The sequence below is a fragment of the Shewanella sp. SR43-8 genome, from assembly GCF_014163775.1.
In the GTDB taxonomy this organism is placed as follows: Bacteria; Pseudomonadota; Gammaproteobacteria; order Enterobacterales; family Shewanellaceae; genus Shewanella; species Shewanella vesiculosa.
On sequence record NZ_JACJDX010000003.1, the window covers coordinates 204,808 to 222,189 of the forward strand.

The 17,382-nt window shown below is 40.9% G+C and carries 18 protein-coding genes; 17 read left to right on the forward strand and 1 reads right to left on the reverse strand.

All coding sequences use genetic code 11. The annotated features are described in order from the left end of the window. Positions 1-72: 72 nt before the first annotated feature. The 15 genes from H5114_RS05125 (at position 73) to H5114_RS05195 (ending at position 14,209) form a co-directional block, all read left to right on the forward strand. On the forward strand, positions 73-1,035 hold the full coding sequence (locus H5114_RS05125) for a calcium/sodium antiporter (RefSeq protein WP_124015071.1): 963 nt from the start codon (positions 73-75) through the stop codon (positions 1,033-1,035). Positions 1,036-1,079: 44 nt separating this feature from the next. Beyond that, complete coding sequence (locus H5114_RS05130; RefSeq protein WP_124015072.1) at positions 1,080-2,057, forward strand: KpsF/GutQ family sugar-phosphate isomerase; 978 nt, start codon at positions 1,080-1,082, stop codon at positions 2,055-2,057. A 2-nt stretch (positions 2,058-2,059) separates the two neighbouring features. Next, positions 2,060-2,626 (forward strand): 3-deoxy-manno-octulosonate-8-phosphatase KdsC, encoded by a 567-nt coding sequence (gene kdsC, locus H5114_RS05135; RefSeq protein WP_182722365.1) that lies wholly within the window; start codon positions 2,060-2,062, stop codon positions 2,624-2,626. Continuing rightward, on the forward strand, positions 2,623-3,183 hold the full coding sequence (gene lptC, locus H5114_RS05140; RefSeq protein WP_124015074.1) for an LPS export ABC transporter periplasmic protein LptC: 561 nt from the start codon (positions 2,623-2,625) through the stop codon (positions 3,181-3,183). Before kdsC ends, lptC begins: the two co-directional genes overlap by 4 nt. After that, complete coding sequence (gene lptA / locus H5114_RS05145; protein WP_182722366.1) at positions 3,170-3,751, forward strand: lipopolysaccharide transport periplasmic protein LptA; 582 nt, start codon at positions 3,170-3,172, stop codon at positions 3,749-3,751. Before lptC ends, lptA begins: the two co-directional genes overlap by 14 nt. Beyond that, the gene (gene lptB, locus H5114_RS05150; RefSeq protein ID WP_182722367.1) at positions 3,748-4,479 is read left to right on the forward strand and encodes an LPS export ABC transporter ATP-binding protein; all 732 of its coding nucleotides are present in this window, start codon (positions 3,748-3,750) and stop codon (positions 4,477-4,479) included. The genes lptA and lptB overlap by 4 nt, the downstream gene beginning before the upstream one ends. 143 nt (positions 4,480-4,622) lie before the next feature. Next, positions 4,623-6,107 carry an RNA polymerase factor sigma-54 gene (locus tag H5114_RS05155; protein WP_124015077.1) on the forward strand — a complete coding sequence of 495 codons (1,485 nt, stop codon included), beginning with the start codon at positions 4,623-4,625 and terminating at the stop codon, positions 6,105-6,107. 24 nt (positions 6,108-6,131) lie between these two features. Further along, positions 6,132-6,419, forward strand: coding sequence for a ribosome hibernation promoting factor (hpf, locus tag H5114_RS05160; protein ID WP_124015078.1), 288 nt, complete (start codon positions 6,132-6,134; stop codon positions 6,417-6,419). Positions 6,420-6,421: 2 nt separating this feature from the next. Then, the gene (gene ptsN / locus H5114_RS05165) at positions 6,422-6,865 is read left to right on the forward strand and encodes a PTS IIA-like nitrogen regulatory protein PtsN (RefSeq protein ID WP_124015079.1); all 444 of its coding nucleotides are present in this window, start codon (positions 6,422-6,424) and stop codon (positions 6,863-6,865) included. Continuing rightward, positions 6,862-7,725, forward strand: a complete 864-nt coding sequence (gene rapZ, locus H5114_RS05170; protein WP_182722368.1) for an RNase adapter RapZ — start codon at positions 6,862-6,864, stop codon at positions 7,723-7,725. The genes ptsN and rapZ overlap by 4 nt, the downstream gene beginning before the upstream one ends. 20 nt (positions 7,726-7,745) lie before the next feature. Continuing rightward, positions 7,746-8,021: an HPr family phosphocarrier protein gene (locus tag H5114_RS05175; RefSeq protein ID WP_124015081.1), complete on the forward strand. Its 276-nt coding sequence runs from the start codon at positions 7,746-7,748 to the stop codon at positions 8,019-8,021. Positions 8,022-8,484: 463 nt separating this feature from the next. Continuing rightward, positions 8,485-9,849, forward strand: a complete 1,365-nt coding sequence (mgtE, locus tag H5114_RS05180) for a magnesium transporter (protein WP_182696724.1) — start codon at positions 8,485-8,487, stop codon at positions 9,847-9,849. A 669-nt stretch (positions 9,850-10,518) separates the two neighbouring features. Beyond that, entirely contained in the window at positions 10,519-10,770 is a 252-nt protein-coding gene (locus H5114_RS05185; protein ID WP_124015083.1) for a transposase, read from the forward strand. 1,108 nt (positions 10,771-11,878) lie between these two features. Beyond that, positions 11,879-12,877 (forward strand): ABC transporter substrate-binding protein, encoded by a 999-nt coding sequence (locus H5114_RS05190; RefSeq protein ID WP_182722369.1) that lies wholly within the window; start codon positions 11,879-11,881, stop codon positions 12,875-12,877. 3 nt (positions 12,878-12,880) lie between these two features. Beyond that, positions 12,881-14,209: a diguanylate cyclase domain-containing protein gene (locus tag H5114_RS05195; RefSeq protein WP_182722370.1), complete on the forward strand. Its 1,329-nt coding sequence runs from the start codon at positions 12,881-12,883 to the stop codon at positions 14,207-14,209. Here the strand turns inward: H5114_RS05195 and H5114_RS05200 are convergent. Next, the gene (locus H5114_RS05200; RefSeq protein ID WP_182722371.1) at positions 14,179-14,766 is read right to left on the reverse strand and encodes a hypothetical protein; all 588 of its coding nucleotides are present in this window, start codon (positions 14,764-14,766) and stop codon (positions 14,179-14,181) included. The genes H5114_RS05195 and H5114_RS05200 overlap by 31 nt on opposite strands. Before the next feature lie 158 nt (positions 14,767-14,924). Here H5114_RS05200 and ubiD point away from each other — a divergent pair, with 158 nt between their 5' ends. Continuing rightward, positions 14,925-16,406: a 4-hydroxy-3-polyprenylbenzoate decarboxylase gene (gene ubiD / locus H5114_RS05205; RefSeq protein WP_182722372.1), complete on the forward strand. Its 1,482-nt coding sequence runs from the start codon at positions 14,925-14,927 to the stop codon at positions 16,404-16,406. An 80-nt stretch (positions 16,407-16,486) separates the two neighbouring features. After that, positions 16,487-17,185, forward strand: coding sequence for an NAD(P)H-flavin reductase (gene fre, locus H5114_RS05210; RefSeq protein WP_124015088.1), 699 nt, complete (start codon positions 16,487-16,489; stop codon positions 17,183-17,185). Positions 17,186-17,382 lie beyond the last annotated feature (197 nt).

Sequence of the window (17,382 nt, forward strand, 5' to 3'; positions counted from 1 at the left end):
CTGGGCAATGCTTTCAATTTGATACAAATCCAGCGAAAATGCTCGTCAATTAATTACCACTATCGGAATCACATGCTAGTTAATATCCTAATGTTAGTCGTCGGCCTTGCAGTTTTAGTCTGGAGTGCGGATAGATTTGTTTATGGCGCTGCCGCATTTGCGCGTAATTTAGGCTTACCTCCCATGTTAATTGGACTCACTATTGTTGCGATGGGGAGTTCTGCTCCTGAAATGTTTGTTGCTGCCACAGCCTCAATGGATGGCATGCGTGACACCGCGATTGGTAACGTCCTAGGTTCTAACATAGCTAACATTACCTTAATTTTAGGATTAACCGCATTACTGGGTGCGATTAGCGTAGGATCACAAACCTTAAAACGTGAAATACCTATTATGCTCGCAGCTACTGTATTTGCAGGCTTTACCTTGCATGATAATGTATTAACACGAGTAGAAGGTATCATGCTGCTTGTAACCCTTTTAGGGTTAATGGGATATTTTATTTGGCAAGCAACTCATGATAAAACCACCGACAGCTTAGATACTGAAATGGACTCTGAGATCCCTAAAGATGTACCAACCTTTCATGCTATCATTTGGCTTACAGTCGGTATTATATTACTCCCGCTATCAGCTGGTTGGATGGTCGATGGTGCCGTGGGTATTGCAAAGTTTTATGGTTTGTCCGATCTTGTCATCGGTTTAACCATTATTGCTGTAGGGACAAGCCTACCAGAATTAGCAGCCTGCATTGCTGGCGTGTTAAAAAAAGAACACGATCTTGTCATTGGTAATATCGTTGGATCGAACTTATTTAATATTCTTGCTGTGTTGGCATTGCCAGGGTTAATTTCCCCCGGGGAAATCGATACATCGGCCAGCGGCAGAGACTTCTACATGGTATTAGGCACCAGTGCAGCATTAGCCGTTTTAGTATTATCCAGTGGCGCTAAGCAACAACTGACTCGTTGGCATGGCACACTATTATTAATCACCTTTATTGCGTACCAAGTGATTGTATTTCAATCTCACTAGATTGGGGCATGAAGGTAAAGTATTCAGCTAAAAGAGAGAACCGTATGGTAAATCAAACTCAATTTCGTCAGTGGGGCCGTAAAGTCATTGATATTGAAAAGGCTGCCCTAGATAATTTATATCAATATGTAGACTCAGTTGAGTTTGGTCAAGCATGTGAGCTCATCTTGCAGTGCAAAGGCAAAGTGATTGTTATGGGCATGGGGAAATCGGGGCATATTGGTAATAAAATATCCGCGACCTTTGCCAGCACTGGTACACCGGCATTTTTTGTTCATCCAGGTGAAGCAAGTCATGGTGATTTAGGCGCATTGGCTAAAAACGATATTGTGCTTGCCATTTCTAATTCAGGTGAATCGAGTGAAATACTGACATTAATGCCAGTAATACAGCGAATGGGCGTACCGGTTATCGCAGTAACAGGTAAACCAGACTCTAATATGGCGCGTTTATCTAAAATCCATTTGTGCATTGAAGTACAAGAAGAAGCATGCCCGTTAGGGTTGGCACCAACCTCGAGTACCACAGCAACTTTAGCAATGGGTGATGCATTAGCCATTGCCTTATTGCAAGCCAAAGGCTTTACTCGAGATGATTTTGCTTTGTCACACCCTGGTGGATCTCTGGGACGAAAATTATTATTAAAAGTCGATGATGTTATGCATAAAGGCGATGATTTACCCATAGTGCATAATGATATTTGTATTACTGAAACGCTGTATGAAATATCCAAAAAAGGCCTTGGTATGACAGCTGTTGTCGACAGCGAAACAACACTGGTTGGTATTTTTACTGATGGCGATTTGCGCCGAGTTATCGACGCCGAAGTCAACCTTCGCACCACTCCGATAGCTCAGGTAATGACCCAGAATTGTGTCACCTGCCCTAGCGGTATTCTAGCGGCACAAGCACTGCAAATTATGGATGAAAAAAGTATCAACGGACTGATTGTAGTCAATGAAAAACATCAACCGATCGGGGCATTAAACATGCTCGATATGGTTAAAGCGGGAGTCATTTAATCATGTCAGAATCAACCACTAGCCACCAAGGATTTTACGGCCCTATCAGCAATCATATTTGGCAACGCGCTCAAAAAATCAAACTGTTAATCTGTGATGTCGATGGGGTATTTTCAGATGGTCGAATTTATCTCAGCAATGCTGGCGAAGAACTCAAAGCATTTCATACTCGTGATGGTTATGGTGTTCGATCTATCCTAACAAGCGGAATGCATGTTGCCGTCATTACTGGCCGCAAATCAAAGATTGTCGAAACTCGCATGACCGCATTAGGTATTAAACATATTTATCAAGGTATTGATAACAAGTTTGAGCCATTTGAACAACTCCTATCACTGTATAATGTCAGCGCAGACGAAGTCGCTTATATTGGCGATGATATGGTAGATCTCCCGGTTATGAAAGCAGTTGGTCTTGCCGTGTGTGTCGGTGACGGGCACCCATTTGTTAAGCAACATTGCCATATGACCACCTCTCTTAATGGTGGCCATGGCGCATTACGAGAACTCACTGATTTACTGCTTTTAAGCCAAGATAAATTTGCCAGTGCTCATGGTATGAGTATATGAATAGAATCACTCTAGGTATTGTGGCTTTTTTTGGACTTGCTTTTTTCCTCTACTGGCAAGCGCAAATAAAACGCAGTGAAATGGATGCTGTGAAAGTTCGTGGTATTGAACGTCCAGACTTTGTAGCGGATAACCTACGCACCACAGAATTTAATAAACTCGGTTTAATTGCTAGTCGAGTCAGTGCCGAACACATGGAGCATTACGCCTCAAGTGACATTACTCACTTTACTAAACCTGTTTACCTCATTTACCCTGAAAACGGCCAAGCGCAATGGCAATTAAGCGCAGATAGAGGCCAATTGAATAAAAATACCAGCCAAGTCATATTAGAAAATAATGTTATTATTGATGCCATTAATATAGAAGAACCCCTGCAGTCACTCAGTACCCAAGCTGTTTCGGTGGATTTAACCACTATGATAGGCACCTCACAAGAGATGGTGTACATCAAAGGTAAAGGGTTTATTATTCAAGGTTTAGGTCTACATGCTGACTTGAATTCGCAAAAATTATCGCTACTCAGCCAGGTAGAAGGAACATATGAGCCACATTAATCGCCTCAACACTCACGCCAATGTTATGTTATTTGGCAGCATATTTTGCCTGCTGAGTTTACCTACCATAGCGAAACAAGGTGATCTTCAACAAGAGTTGAAAATTGCCTCAGTAAGCCAGTCTGCTGACATTAAAAATAATCAAATTGTTTTTAATGGTCCTGTTACCGTTACCCAAGGCACTATTAACATTAATGCTGATGAGTTACGGGCGTTTACTCCCGAAAATAGCACCAGTAAAAAACTCATCGCTATAGGTAACCCTGCAACGTTTTCACAAGAGTTAGACGACGGTCAAATTGGTACCGCCAGTGCCAACGAAATAAGCTATGATCTTGCTACCACTACACTGACATTGACAGGTAATGCCAAACTGGATCAATCTGGTAGCCAAGTAACCGGTAACCGTATTAAGTACAACATTAACGCTCAAGAGCTAATTGCTGAAAGTACTGGTACAGGAAAAGATCGCGTTATTACTATTATTCAACCTGAGAATTTCCAAGACGAGACTGCACCAAAGCAAAATCTCCCTGAAATTCCTGTTAAAAAGCAGATCAAACCATGACCCAAATAACCCTAACGGCTGAAAATTTAGCTAAAAGCTATAAAACTCGTCAGGTTGTTAAAGATGTGAGTTTAACCGTTAAAACAGGCCAAATTGTCGGTCTTTTAGGCCCCAATGGTGCAGGTAAAACAACCACGTTTTATATGGTTGTCGGCTTAGTGCAAAGCGATAAAGGTCGGATCTTAATTGATGATGACGACTTAACCGCCGACCCAATGCATCTTAGAGCTCGCAAAGGGATTGGTTACTTGCCGCAAGAAGCCAGTATTTTTCGCAAACTGACCGTATACGACAATATTATGGCCGTATTGCAGACTCGCAAAGAACTCACTAGCGACCAACGGATTGAGCAGGTAGAGCATTTATTAGAAGAATTCCATATCACTCATATTCGCGACAGCCAAGGCATGTCGTTGTCTGGTGGGGAACGTCGTCGAGTAGAGATAGCGCGCGCGCTGGCCGCTAATCCTAAATTTATTTTGCTCGATGAGCCTTTTGCGGGGGTTGACCCTATTTCTGTCATCGACATAAAAAAAATCATTCAACAGCTTAAAAACCGCGGCTTAGGGGTATTAATTACCGATCATAACGTACGTGAAACCTTAGACGTCTGTGAGCGCGCTTATATTGTCAGCCAGGGTAATTTAATTGCCGAAGGCACACCTGATGAGATATTGAGTAATCAACAAGTTCGGGCTGTGTACTTAGGTGAACAATTCAAGCTATAGTTACTTTACTGGCCTTTTAGTCTATCTAACTCATTTCATTGAACGATATCTAAATAGCGTTAAATGTCATTGATGTATGTGACAATCGATTACAGTTTTCGAGATTGTCATTTTTATGGAAATCATCTAGGGATAAGCGGTAAATGAAAGCGTCACTCCAACTCAAAATGGGTCAACACTTAACCATGACCCCTCAATTGCAGCAAGCGATCCGCTTACTGCAATTATCGTCATTGGAGCTACAGCAAGAAATCCAACAAGCATTGGACTCAAACCCATTGCTTGAAATAGAAGATGAGTTTTCTCAAGCAAAAGACTCAGTAAAAGAAAGTCGCGACCAATCGGACACCGACTTTAGTGACAACAGCGTGGTCAATATAGAAAAAGACACCTCAACAGTCGACACAGCAGAATCCATGACCAAAGAAACCATGGACGATTTAGCTATGGATACCACATGGGATGAAGTGTACACCGCCTCTCCAATGTCAGGTTCAGGCAGCGCTAGCATGCGCGATGATGATATGCCATTCCAAGGTGAAACGACTGAAGGCTTATATGAACATTTAGAGTGGCAAAAAAATCTCACGCCATTTTCTGACACTGATCGAGCGATTGCTACCGCGATTATTGATGCCATTGATGAACGCGGCTATTTAACCCAAAGCACTGAAGATATTCTCGAAGCCATGGGTGATGAAAGTGTTGAACTAGATGAAGTTGAAGCGGTATTAAAACGTATTCAACACTTTGATCCCGTAGGTGTTGCCGCACGAGATTTAAGCGAATGTTTATTCATTCAATTAGCCCAATATGCCGACACAACCCCACATATAGACAATGCCCGTCTGCTCATTAAAGACTATTTAGATTTAATTGCTGGGCGCGATTTTAGATTATTGATGCGCAAAACCAAGCTCAAAGAAAACGAGTTGCGTGACGCAATCACCTTAATCCAGTCACTTAACCCTCGCCCGGGCTTGTTAGTCACCGCTATTGATGACGAATATGTTATTCCTGATGTAACCGTACTAAAGAAGAATGGCCGTTGGGTTGTAGAGTTAAACCCAGACAATATGCCTAAAATTGGCGTTAATCAACAATATGCAGCCATGGCTAGAAGCAGTAAAAACTCTGCCGATAGCCAATTTATTCGCGGTCATTTACAAGAAGCTAAATGGTTCATCAAGAGTATCGAAAGCCGCAATGAGACCTTATTGAAAGTCGCCAATTGTATTGTGCAATTTCAGCAAGGTTTCTTTGAATATGGTGAAGAAGCCATGAAACCTATGGTGCTCAATGATATTGCTGAAGCAGTAGAAATGCATGAATCAACTATTTCACGGGTTACCACTCAAAAATATATGCACACACCACGTGGGCTATTTGAATTAAAGTACTTTTTCTCTAGCCATGTCAGCACCGACGATGGCGGAGAATGCTCATCTACCGCTATTCGTGCTTTTATCAAAAAACTGGTTGCAGCAGAAAACCAGCAAAAGCCATTAAGTGACAGCAAAATGGCCCAACTGCTGGCAGATCAGGGGATCAACGTTGCGCGTCGTACGATTGCAAAATACCGCGAAGCGATGCTCATTCCGCCCTCAAACCAACGTAAGAGTTTATAACCTACAAGGCAACGGAGGATTTTTATGCTTATCAATATGACAGGTAGAAATATCGACATTACCGAATCTTTACGTGAATACGTTCAAGGTAAATTTTCAAAGCTTGAACGACACTTCGATCAGATCAATAATGTACACGTTGTGCTCAATGTAGAAAAATTACAACAAAAAGCAGAAGCTAAAATCAACCTTAATGGTGCAGAGATTTTTGCCATGTCAGAAAGCACTGATATGTATGCTGCAATAGACGCCCTGATCGATAAACTCGACCGTCAGGTAATTAAACACAAAGAGAAGTATACAAAACACTAACGATGGAACTTTGTACCATTCTGCAGCCGGAATGCACTACCTGTGCCACACCGGGCAGTAAGAAAAAAGTACTGGAACTCATCAGCAATTTAGTCGCTGCCCAGTACCCACCCCTATCTTCGCAAGAGGTTTTTGAAAGCCTATTAGCGAGAGAGAAAATGGGTAGCACAGGTATAGGAAATGGCATTGCGATACCTCATGGTAGATTAACGACCATAGAACATCCGATCGCAATATTTATTAAATGTGAAGAAGCCATTGCCTTTGATGCAATCGATAAACAGCCCGTGGATATTTTATTTGCTTTGTTAGTACCTGCAGATCAGTGCCAACAGCATTTAAGCACGCTATCAAGCGTGGCTCAAAAATTAAGCGATAAGCAAATATTGAAACAGCTTCGTAAAACTCACGACTCAACAGAACTTTATCGGGTTATTACTGCATGAAACTTGTCATAGTATCGGGACGTTCAGGCTCAGGAAAATCTGTTGCTCTAAGAGTATTAGAAGATCTAGGGTATTATTGTGTTGATAATTTGCCTTTACCACTGATTGGCATATTACTGGCTCAGCTCAAAGGTAATAACGATCTAGTGGCAATTAGTGTTGATGTACGCAACATTGCCGAGCAAGGTAAAGTCCTTCAAGATCAACTTGCCTTACTTGAACATGACACTGAAATTGTTAGCTTCTTTTTGAATTCTAATGATAAAGTGCTACTCAAACGCTATAGCGAAACGCGTCGATTACACCCGTTATCTAAAAATCATATTTCACTGCAAGAAGCGATCATATTAGAAGGCCGTTTACTTGAGCCTATCGCAAAAATTGTTGATCATTATATTGACACCTCTGCCCTGAATATTTACGAATTAAGCGACCAAGTCAGGCAAATCTTGTTAGGTAGTGTCGATAAAGAGTTAGTGATTAACTTTGAGTCTTTTGGCTTTAAACACGGTATGCCAACAGAAGCTGATTTTATGTTTGATGTGCGCTTTTTACCTAATCCGCATTGGGAAATAGCACTACGACCACTCACAGGTTTAGACGAACCGGTACAAGAGTTTTTAGGTCGGCAACCTCTAGTGAATAAGTTTATCTGGCAAATTGAAAACTTATTTGAAACCTGGATGCCGCATTTAGAACGTAATAACCGCAGCTATCTGACTATCGCCATTGGTTGCACCGGTGGCCAGCATCGCTCGGTATATATAGCCGATCAATTAGCAAAAAGGTTTAGACATGGCAGTAAACATACAGTTAATGCTCGCCACAGAGAATTAAATTTAACTGATACTGACAGCTAACTGAGCATAGGATCGCGCCAATGATCAAACTTGAACGCCAAGTAACCATTTCAAATAAATTAGGGTTACATGCTCGAGCTGCAACAAAACTTGCTGTTTTAGCGGGTGATTTTGATGCCAGTATCACGTTAACTCAAGGCGATAAAAACGCCAGTGCAGCAAGTGTACTTGGGTTATTAATGCTTGAAAGTGGCATAGGTAAAATGATCACAGTAACAGCCCAAGGCCCAGATGCTGAAGTGGCATTAAATGCCGTATGTGATCTGATTAATGCTAAATTTGATGAGTCTTGCTAAATTGTTTAGTGATACTTTCACTAATTACTGATCGTTAAGCCATCATCACTTATTTATTTCCATCTTTAAATGAAGTCGTCATACTAACCAAACTGCCACGATATTGCTGTTCGAAGGTTAACGATCAGTTCCTCGATAATATTAGCCTTTATATTGAAACGCGCGGCGGATCCCCAGCTGATTAAGTATTCATTCTCTTAAGAGAGATTAGCGTTGTAGCCAATTTCAATCACGGTTCTCGCTTGACCAAACACCGATGTAATCGGACGTTAATTTTTGTGTAAAGCAACATCAGCAGTTCAGACTTTCGTTCGGCGCAAGTCACTCAACGATTTTATTGCTGCATTTCATTTCTTGCCCGCAGATAACAATTCTTGCATCAATATGCCAAACAGAGAAACTGAAACTGCCCAAAATCATTACATACAGAATCATATTCGTATGACAAATAGGAAGTTGATATATGGGTAAAGAGTACCTAGATAATGAAATAACAGAACAACGACTCAATCAACTCGCTCAAGCGTTAGACAGTGGATTGTTTGTTCATGCTCGCAATATGTTACATGCAATGTCACCCAACGATGTCGCCCTCATTCTCGAATCATCACCACCAAAAAATCGACAAGTCTTATGGCAATTAATTGATCAACAATATGCTGGTGAGATCCTGGATGAATTAGGTGAAGAACTGAAAGATTCGCTCATCAGCAGCATGACACCAGAGAAACTCGCCCAGGCCACGATAGGAATGGACACCGATGATCTTGCTTATATTCTTCGCAGCTTGCCCGATGCGGTTTATAAGAAAGTACTCAAGTCGATGCGAAGCCAGGACAGAGATAGAGTAGAGCAAGCACTGCGCTACCCGGATGATACTGCCGGCAGCATAATGAACACAGATACGGTTACCCTAAGACCCGATGTTAATATCGAAGTAGTGTTACGCTATTTACGTCAACGCGGTAATTTACCAGATACCACTGATACATTATATGTTGTCGATCGCCATGACCATGTTTTAGGTGGCGTCAGATTAGTCGACTTACTCACATGCGATCCGAGCGTCACAGTTCGCAGCATTATGGACACCGAGCTAGAAAGTATTCCGGTAGAGATGTCTGATAAAGATGTTGCGCAAAAATTTGAACGACTCGATTGGATATCTGCCCCAGTCGTAGACAGCCAAGCAAAATTACTTGGACGAATAACCATTGATGACGTTATCGATGTGATCCGTGAAGATGCCGAGCATTCCATGATGGGGATGGCAGGCATGGATGATGATGAAGATACCTTCGGCCCAGTGCTTAAAAGTACTCTAAGACGCTCTCTATGGCTAACCATCAATCTATTTGCCGCATTACTAGCATCATCTGTCAGTAATATGTTTGAAGGCACCTTAGAGCAATTTGCTACCATCGCAATTTTAATGACCATTGTGCCGAGCATGGGCGGCGTTGCCGGTAATCAAACCTTAGCGCTGGTGATCCGCGGTATTGCACTTGGTCATATTGGCCAAAGTAATTCACGTTGGTTAATCGGCAAAGAACTCGGCATTGGATTATTAAACGGCATTATGTGGTCTGTGTTGGTCTTTTTTGCTGTGTGGCTGTGGAAAGACGACATTGCGTTAGGCGGATTAATTGGCAGTGCTATGCTAATTAACATGACAGTTGCCGGCTTTGCTGGTGCCACTATTCCAATCATGCTCAAAAAGCTCAATATCGACCCAGCTCTTGCTGGAGGAATGGTATTAACCACAGTCACTGATGTGGTTGGTCTATTTGCATTTTTAGGCTTAGCGACGCTGTATTTAATGCACTAGAGTATTGCTCTTATCTCTTAACCCGAGTTGGGTTAAATAATATGCCGTCTATAAAACAGTCTACTTTAGGACTCTTTTGTGGGCGGCGGACTCTCAAATGGTCACGCTAGCCACAGATTGTCAGTCTGTTAACTCAGCACTCACCTCCCCCTTCTGATCATGTTCAAATCATCCATGTAAATATTAAATTCAATATAACGCCATCTTTATTTTGTCATTGAGGTCACCTTTTTCTGCCATATTTGTCATCTAAACTGCGACCTAGCGATAAGTTTGATAGCGATTCATCTGCAGAACTTATTCACCAAGTTAGTGCAATTGCACCAAACTAATCTGTCGGTAAAAAGTACCTAGGTTAAAGGTTTTAAATAAGACACTGATAAATAAAAGATAAAAATATTTATCAAAGTTGGCACAAGCTTTCCATATAAGAACACATACCCACTAAGTGATAGTGTGATTTTACAAGTAGTCCTTGGTAGATGTAGGAGATAGCAATGAATAAAATAACCGGAAGTCGTAGCATTAAGTCAATAAATGTCATGGTAAATAATATCATTTCACAATGCCGCCAGAACATTTTTTTCTTAGCACATCTCGGTTGTAGCCAGTGGGATGAAGTGGAAACTCGCTCTAGTAAACATAAGTAAATTGGCAGGAGATTATTTCATGAATATGTCAAATACGAGACAGTACCCAGTGGACTTACAAAAAGAAGTGATTAATGAAGTCAAAAATAATCAAAGATTATTATCTGACGTAGCAAAACAATATGGTGTATCGGCAAAAACCGTATACCAGTGGGTCAGAAGTAACCAAGTTCGCCAGACAGAAAGTAAGGGCGCAATCGTATCAGAAATAGCCTATTTGCAACAAAAGATTGCCCAGTTAAATCAGCAACTACATGCTATAGCAAGCTAAGGATCCATGTTTAAGAAAGTGTTGGAACGATCTTAAACAATAATTGAAATTCAGTTAACCGTTTTGGCAAGGATGTTTGACCATGCTAACAACTCGTCCCCCAGCAAGTTGTTAACACAGCAACAATCATTCTAATAATAAGCGCAAAATACTTGCATCCTTGCCGCTTTATTGTTTCACCGTTAGCCGTTAAGGACATTGGCTAACATTACAGTTAAGGCGTTATTGGGTCCCCAGACTCTATTATCCAATAACGTCATTTTTATCCAGGTTTTTAGCTTTCGCCATTGACGGCGCTTCTGCAACCATTAGCAGAGCTAACGATCAAAACCGTTTTGGCAAGGATGTTTGACCATGATAACAACTCGTCCCCCAGCAAGTTGTTATCACAGCAACAATCATTCTAATAATAAGCGCAAAATACTTGCATCCTTGCCGCTTTATTGTTTCACCGTTAGCCATTAAGGATATTGGCTAACATTACAGTTAAGGCGTTATTGGGTCCCCAGACTCTATTATCCAATAACGTCATTTTTATTCCACCCTGTGGCTGACAAGCTCAAAAGAATAATAATCTCCAACTCAGGGTTGGTTTTACAACAGCAAACATAAAAACAATAACAGACAATGCAAACAAAGGCCCCAAAGCAAAGGATGCAATGGGGCCTTTTCATATAGGATGACCCAGACTTAGCCAAACAAGCTTAAAATAACTTCATAATCATATAAAACGCTAACTTAAAAACTAATATCATTACAATAACGTGTACTCGATTAGCGATTTATACCGCAGCCTATTACGAACGGAAAATGAGCACTTTGATATAGAATCGGCTAAATATGCTGATTTTAGCTGAGTTGTCTGCCCCATAAATTCATCTTGAATTTAGATGTAATAACTTATTGAATTAAAAAATAAAGATTAAAAAAAGAAAATATTCCCTTACCCGTTCACAACATACCTCTTAATTGTCACTTATCGTTAAAACTAAAAAAGTAAAACTATCGACTGATACGATAAAAAAACGGCTTTTTTTGTCACATTCCCAATCAAATAGTTATAAATTCACTACACTTAGTATCATTAACTCATTATTGAAGTGTCCCTATGGCCAAGGTGTTAAGCATTTGTTTTTTTATCTTTATCATAACCAGCATCATCAGTTGCGAACAGAGAACACATCAATCCACTAAGATTTCACCTACATATAAAGCATCCATTAAAATTGCGGTTTCTAGCACGCCACTTTCGTCGCCTGTTTTTATTGCCAAACAACTTGGTTACTTTGAAGCGAATGGTGTTAACGTTGAATTAGTTAAATACGACAGCGGGGTAAAATGCTTTAACGCCCTTAATGATAAGCAAGTCGACATGGCTACCGCCTCGGAAACTGTCGTCATGTTTAATAGCTTTAAACAAAGCAACTTTTCAGTATTAACTAGCTTTGTGGAATCAGATAATGATCTTAAATTACTCAGTTTAACGCCACAAAAATATCATCGGCTGAATAACCTGCAGCACGCCAGAATAGGCATAGTCAAAGACAGCGCTAGTGAGTTTTTCTTTGATAGTTTACTGATCATGTACAATAAAACGGCACAGCCTATCACCCGAGTATATTTGCGGTCAGATGAACTTATTCCAGCATTATTAAATAATGAGGTTGATATTATTTCAGCTTGGGAGCCATTAAGTTATTTATTAACACAACAAGTAACCTCAGATACCAGCGTCATTAATAGCCGCGGCCTATATCACTTATCCTTTAACTTAATTGAGCTTAAAGAGACGACGTTATCCACCACCGAAAGGTTGGCTATACTTAAATCAATTAGTGATGCAACTGACTATATCCATACTAACCCAGAACTTGCTCAGCAAAATATTAGTCGTATTTTGAATATCGATCCATCGCAACTCCGTTACTCATGGAATGACTATACTTTTAGATTATCACTCAGCAATGCGCTATTTTCTAACATCCAAACTCAAAGCCAATGGGCTATTGATAATCAACTGGTCGATAAAGAAAACAGTGTCGATTTTAGACAGATTTTCGATCGAAAATTATTTGAAACCTTCATGAGCTTAGAGGCAGGATGGTAAGTTATGATGTTATCTAAGCGTCTTAAACTAACCGCTGCACTTTGCTCATTACTGACATTGATCGTCGGCTTATCGCTGATACAAGCTCACCATTATCAACAACAAATATACCGGCAACTCAATTACTCAATGAAATTGCAAGTTAGCATTGATAGTCTTCGCAGTCAGCTATGGCTTTACCAAGAGTATAGCGATGATCGAGGGCTTTCAGAGCTTAATCTGCGCCAAGCCGAATTGGCCAAAGATCTCTCAGAAGATATTCAGTGGGCGACACAGCAAAAACTCATCATTAGCAACATCAATAGATTAAATACCAATATAAGATCACTGATTAATACTCAACATGACTTCCACAGCAAACAAGTTAATGTGGCATCAACACTGACTGCTGAACGATTATTCAAAGCGAAATACAGCATGATTATTGAAGAAATGACCGAAGAAATGTTTCGGCTTCATCAATTCTCGATAAAAAAAGCGAGTCAAAAACAACAAACATTATTATTAATGGTCGGAATGGTCTTATTTCTGTTAGCGATTATGGTAACAGCTTGGTCTATTATGACACTAATTAGGTTTAAGAAAGGGCTCGCCTCACTCAAGATCGGTATGGAAGCGCTCGCAGCAGGCGATCTCGTCAGTCAAATTAATTCTTTTGATACCGATGAATTATCTGCACTCGCTGATGATTTTAATGAAATGAAACAATCATTAGCCCAAATCACGATAAAAAAAGAAAAATTGAAACAAGAAGTTGATATTCAAACCCGCAAATTAATTGAACAGCAAGATAAGCTTATTTTTTTAGCCGAACATGACGAACTCACGGGGATTTATAATCGCCGCGCATTTATTAAGCAAATTGATGCCGCAATAGCACGTGATTTACGCGGAGAACAGCAAGCTGCATTACTGTTTATAGATCTTAATAAATTTAAAGAGATTAATGATTCTCTGGGTCATAGCATTGGTGACGAAGTGATCATGACCATCGCTAATCGTTTGGTTAATAATCTGCGTACTACTGATATTGTCGGCAGATTGGGAGGCGATGAGTTTATCATTTGGCTCGATATGATCACCGAACCTATCGATATCAAAAACAAAATAAACCAATTATTGAGCAGTATTAAGCAACCCATAACGATCGGCGAGCACACTTTACAAGTTGGGGCGAGTATTGGTATTAGTGTACTGCCTGATGATGGTTTAAACAGTCGTGAACTTATCAGTGCGGCTGATACAGCTATGTATCAAGCTAAGGCTGACCACAGGACTGAATTTTGTTTCTATACTGATGATCATCGAGTATCCGCTTTGGCTACTTCATAGGTTTGAGTATTCCAATCAAAATAATATTCTACCCCTTGCCACTCATAAACAGTGCCATTGTCACGCTGAATCACTTTGGCATTTTCGGGTAAATGATTCAAACCTTGAGCATATTGAATGCTAGTTGTAGTTTGTTGCCGTGGCGCGACTGCAACAGGCTCTAAAACCTCGATAGCTTGTGGCTGGTAGACTGCGTTCAACTGATTTTCATAGGGGTAAAAACCAGATTGGCGACTAGGATAATCATTATTTCTCCAAACCGAATTGTATCGCAAGTTATTAGCATTGCTCCAACTAACGCCAATACTCGGTCCCCAATATTGGTTACCTCTCCAGCCTTGATCCCAACCGATCCCCCAACGCCAAGGGTCACGATGTCGATAATGATTATAATGTTGACGATGGTTATTATGTTGAGAGCCGACAGAATGAGAAACACGCTGAGAATACTCGTTCGCTAACAGCGGCTGAGCACTGACCAAACTCATCACAGTTAAGGTTACACTTGCACTAATCCCTAATAACGGCATCAAAACCCACGGTTTGTTCACCCACATAAGTCACCTCCACAATCTGGTTCACAACATCCAGTTTACGCTAAGTATCACTAAAGTCGATATCAACAATATAGGTCTATCAAATGGCTTAACCCTATATTAGAAAAATGCTATAGTGCGCGCCATAGTGGTTTGGATTTGATTTACAGGCGGTAAACATGAGTTTTAAAGATTTACGCAGCTTCATCGATCATTTAGAAGCAAATGGAGAGTTAAAGCGCATTAGCTATCCTGTTGATCCTCATTTAGAGATGACAGAGATTGCTGATCGAGTTTTACGATCAGGTGGCCCCGCGCTGTTATTTGAAAATCCGACCAACCATACCATGCCGGTACTGGTTAACTTATTTGGTACGCCTAAACGTGTTGCTTTGGCATTGGGAAAAGATGACCCTTTAGCATTACGTGAAGTCGGTGAATTATTAGCATTCTTAAAAGAACCAGAACCACCGAGTGGCTTTAAAGATGCCATAGCTAAAATACCAATGTTTAGGCAAGCGTTAAATATGCCGCCGAAAACAGTGCGCAATCCACCTTGTCAGCAAATAGTCAAAAGCGGTGATGATGTCGACTTAACCGCGTTGCCAATCCAGCACTGCTGGCCAGGCGATGTGGCACCATTAGTCACCTGGGGATTAACCATCACCAAAGGGCCGCGACAAAAAAGACAAAATCTAGGTATTTATCGCCAACAGTTATTAAGTAAAAATAAACTGATCATGCGCTGGCTGGACCACCGTGGCGGAGCCCTAGACTTTAAAGACTTTAAACAGCTTCATCCAGGTGAACGTTATCCTGTCGTAGTGGCATTAGGTAGCGATCCTGTGACTATTTTGGGTGCTGTAACCCCAGTGCCAGATTCGATGAGTGAATATGCCTTTGCAGGCTTGTTGCGCGGCGAACGTACCGAGGTCTGTAAAGCCATTAGCTGCGATCTTGAAGTACCAGCCACCAGCGAAATTATTCTTGAAGGCTATATCGATCCTGATGAAACCGCAGTAGAAGGTCCATACGGCGATCACACGGGTTACTATAACGAAACAGACTCATTCCCAGTATTTACCGTGACCCATATTACTCACCGTAAAGATGCCATATATCATAGTACCTATACCGGCCGTCCACCAGATGAACCGGCTATGTTAGGCGTGGCATTAAATGAAGTATTTGTTCCTATCCTACGTAAACAATACCCTGAAATTATTGACTTTTATCTGCCGCCTGAAGGCTGCTCTTATCGTATGGCAATCATTTCAATCCGTAAACAATATCCGGGTCATGCCAAGCGTGTGATGATGGGAGCATGGTCATTCCTTCGCCAATTTATGTACACCAAATTTATTGTTGTGGTTGATGAGGATGTCAATTGCCGTAATTGGCAGGATGTTATTTGGGCTATTACCACACGGATGGATCCTACTCGCGATACCATGATGGTGGATAATACCCCTATCGATTACCTTGACTTTGCATCACCCGTTGCCGGTTTAGGATCGAAAATGGGTTTAGATGCCACCAATAAATGGCCAGGCGAAACCACCAGAGAATGGGGTACTCCCATTGTGATGGATGAGACAACAAAACAAAGAATCGACCAAATTTGGGATGATCTCGGCATAGAAGATGTGCCAACATTGTAACCATAGTGATCCGGTTAGGTCGTAAATAGCTATAATTAACTGATTGATAAAAAATTATAAAAGGGTTTAAAGGACGTTAGATGAAAACCATTCGTTGTCAGATTGAAAAAGTCACCCCGTTTAATGACGCTGTATATCAAGTGTTCCTTAAACCCGAAGCAGCCTTTGATTTTAAAGCTGGCCAATACTTATCTGTGGTCATGGGTGAAAAAGACAAACGTCCTTTTTCCATTGCTTCTGCCCCAAATGCTGCCTTAATAGAATTGCATATTGGTGCTGCTGTGAGTGAAAGTTATCCCATGCAAGTCGTTGAACGACTACAAACGGCAAGCCATATTGATATTGAAGCACCTGCTGGCGACGCATTTTTACGTAGCGAAAGCCACAGACCGCGGATCTTAATTGCGGGTGGTACTGGATTTTCATATATCAAAAGTATCGTTGAAGCACAGATTGCCAACGGCGAAACCATTCAGACTAAATTGTATTGGGGCTGCCGTAACGAAGAAGCCATGTACTATCAAGACATCGCCCGTCAATGGCATGCCGAGCATTCTTGGTTAGAGTTTATTCCAGTAGTAGAACTTGCTGACGGTAACTGGGAAGGTAAAAAAGCCAATTTACTCGAGCAGATTAAGCAGGACTTTGTCAGTTTGAATGGCTACGACATCTACATTGCTGGCCGTTTTGATATGGTTGGCACGGCACGAGAGTTGTTCCGTGAGCTTGGGATTGAAGAAGCCCATTTGTATGGTGATGCTTTCGCATTTATAAAATAGGCTTAATTTCAATACCAACATTTATGCAAAATTGAATCCATAGCTCAATACTAAAACCGACATAGATGTCGGTTTTTTTATTGCCAAATTAAATATTTATTTAATCTCTGGTAATGATAATAGCTATTTACTAATATGATCTATATCTTGATAACCACTATAATTGTGAGGAAAGCAGCACAATGACTTTCCCGTTA

Bases quoted from the DNA above. Each gene is read 5' to 3' on its own strand.
- fre (WP_124015088.1), top strand. From the start codon at position 16,487: ATGAAAACCATTCGTTGTCAGATTGAAAAAGTCACCCCGTTTAATGAC.
- lptC (WP_124015074.1), top strand. From the start codon at position 2,623: ATGAATAGAATCACTCTAGGTATTGTGGCTTTTTTTGGACTTGCTTTT.
- lptB (WP_182722367.1), top strand. From the start codon at position 3,748: ATGACCCAAATAACCCTAACGGCTGAAAATTTAGCTAAAAGCTATAAA.
- lptA (WP_182722366.1), top strand. From the start codon at position 3,170: ATGAGCCACATTAATCGCCTCAACACTCACGCCAATGTTATGTTATTT.
- H5114_RS05155 (WP_124015077.1), top strand. From the start codon at position 4,623: ATGAAAGCGTCACTCCAACTCAAAATGGGTCAACACTTAACCATGACC.
- kdsC (WP_182722365.1), top strand. From the start codon at position 2,060: ATGTCAGAATCAACCACTAGCCACCAAGGATTTTACGGCCCTATCAGC.
- H5114_RS05200 (WP_182722371.1), bottom strand. From the start codon at position 14,766: ATGTGGGTGAACAAACCGTGGGTTTTGATGCCGTTATTAGGGATTAGT.
- H5114_RS05195 (WP_182722370.1), top strand. From the start codon at position 12,881: ATGATGTTATCTAAGCGTCTTAAACTAACCGCTGCACTTTGCTCATTA.
- rapZ (WP_182722368.1), top strand. From the start codon at position 6,862: ATGAAACTTGTCATAGTATCGGGACGTTCAGGCTCAGGAAAATCTGTT.
- H5114_RS05175 (WP_124015081.1), top strand. From the start codon at position 7,746: ATGATCAAACTTGAACGCCAAGTAACCATTTCAAATAAATTAGGGTTA.
- mgtE (WP_182696724.1), top strand. From the start codon at position 8,485: ATGGGTAAAGAGTACCTAGATAATGAAATAACAGAACAACGACTCAAT.
- H5114_RS05125 (WP_124015071.1), top strand. From the start codon at position 73: ATGCTAGTTAATATCCTAATGTTAGTCGTCGGCCTTGCAGTTTTAGTC.
- ubiD (WP_182722372.1), top strand. From the start codon at position 14,925: ATGAGTTTTAAAGATTTACGCAGCTTCATCGATCATTTAGAAGCAAAT.
- H5114_RS05185 (WP_124015083.1), top strand. From the start codon at position 10,519: ATGAATATGTCAAATACGAGACAGTACCCAGTGGACTTACAAAAAGAA.
- hpf (WP_124015078.1), top strand. From the start codon at position 6,132: ATGCTTATCAATATGACAGGTAGAAATATCGACATTACCGAATCTTTA.
- ptsN (WP_124015079.1), top strand. From the start codon at position 6,422: ATGGAACTTTGTACCATTCTGCAGCCGGAATGCACTACCTGTGCCACA.
- H5114_RS05130 (WP_124015072.1), top strand. From the start codon at position 1,080: ATGGTAAATCAAACTCAATTTCGTCAGTGGGGCCGTAAAGTCATTGAT.
- H5114_RS05190 (WP_182722369.1), top strand. From the start codon at position 11,879: ATGGCCAAGGTGTTAAGCATTTGTTTTTTTATCTTTATCATAACCAGC.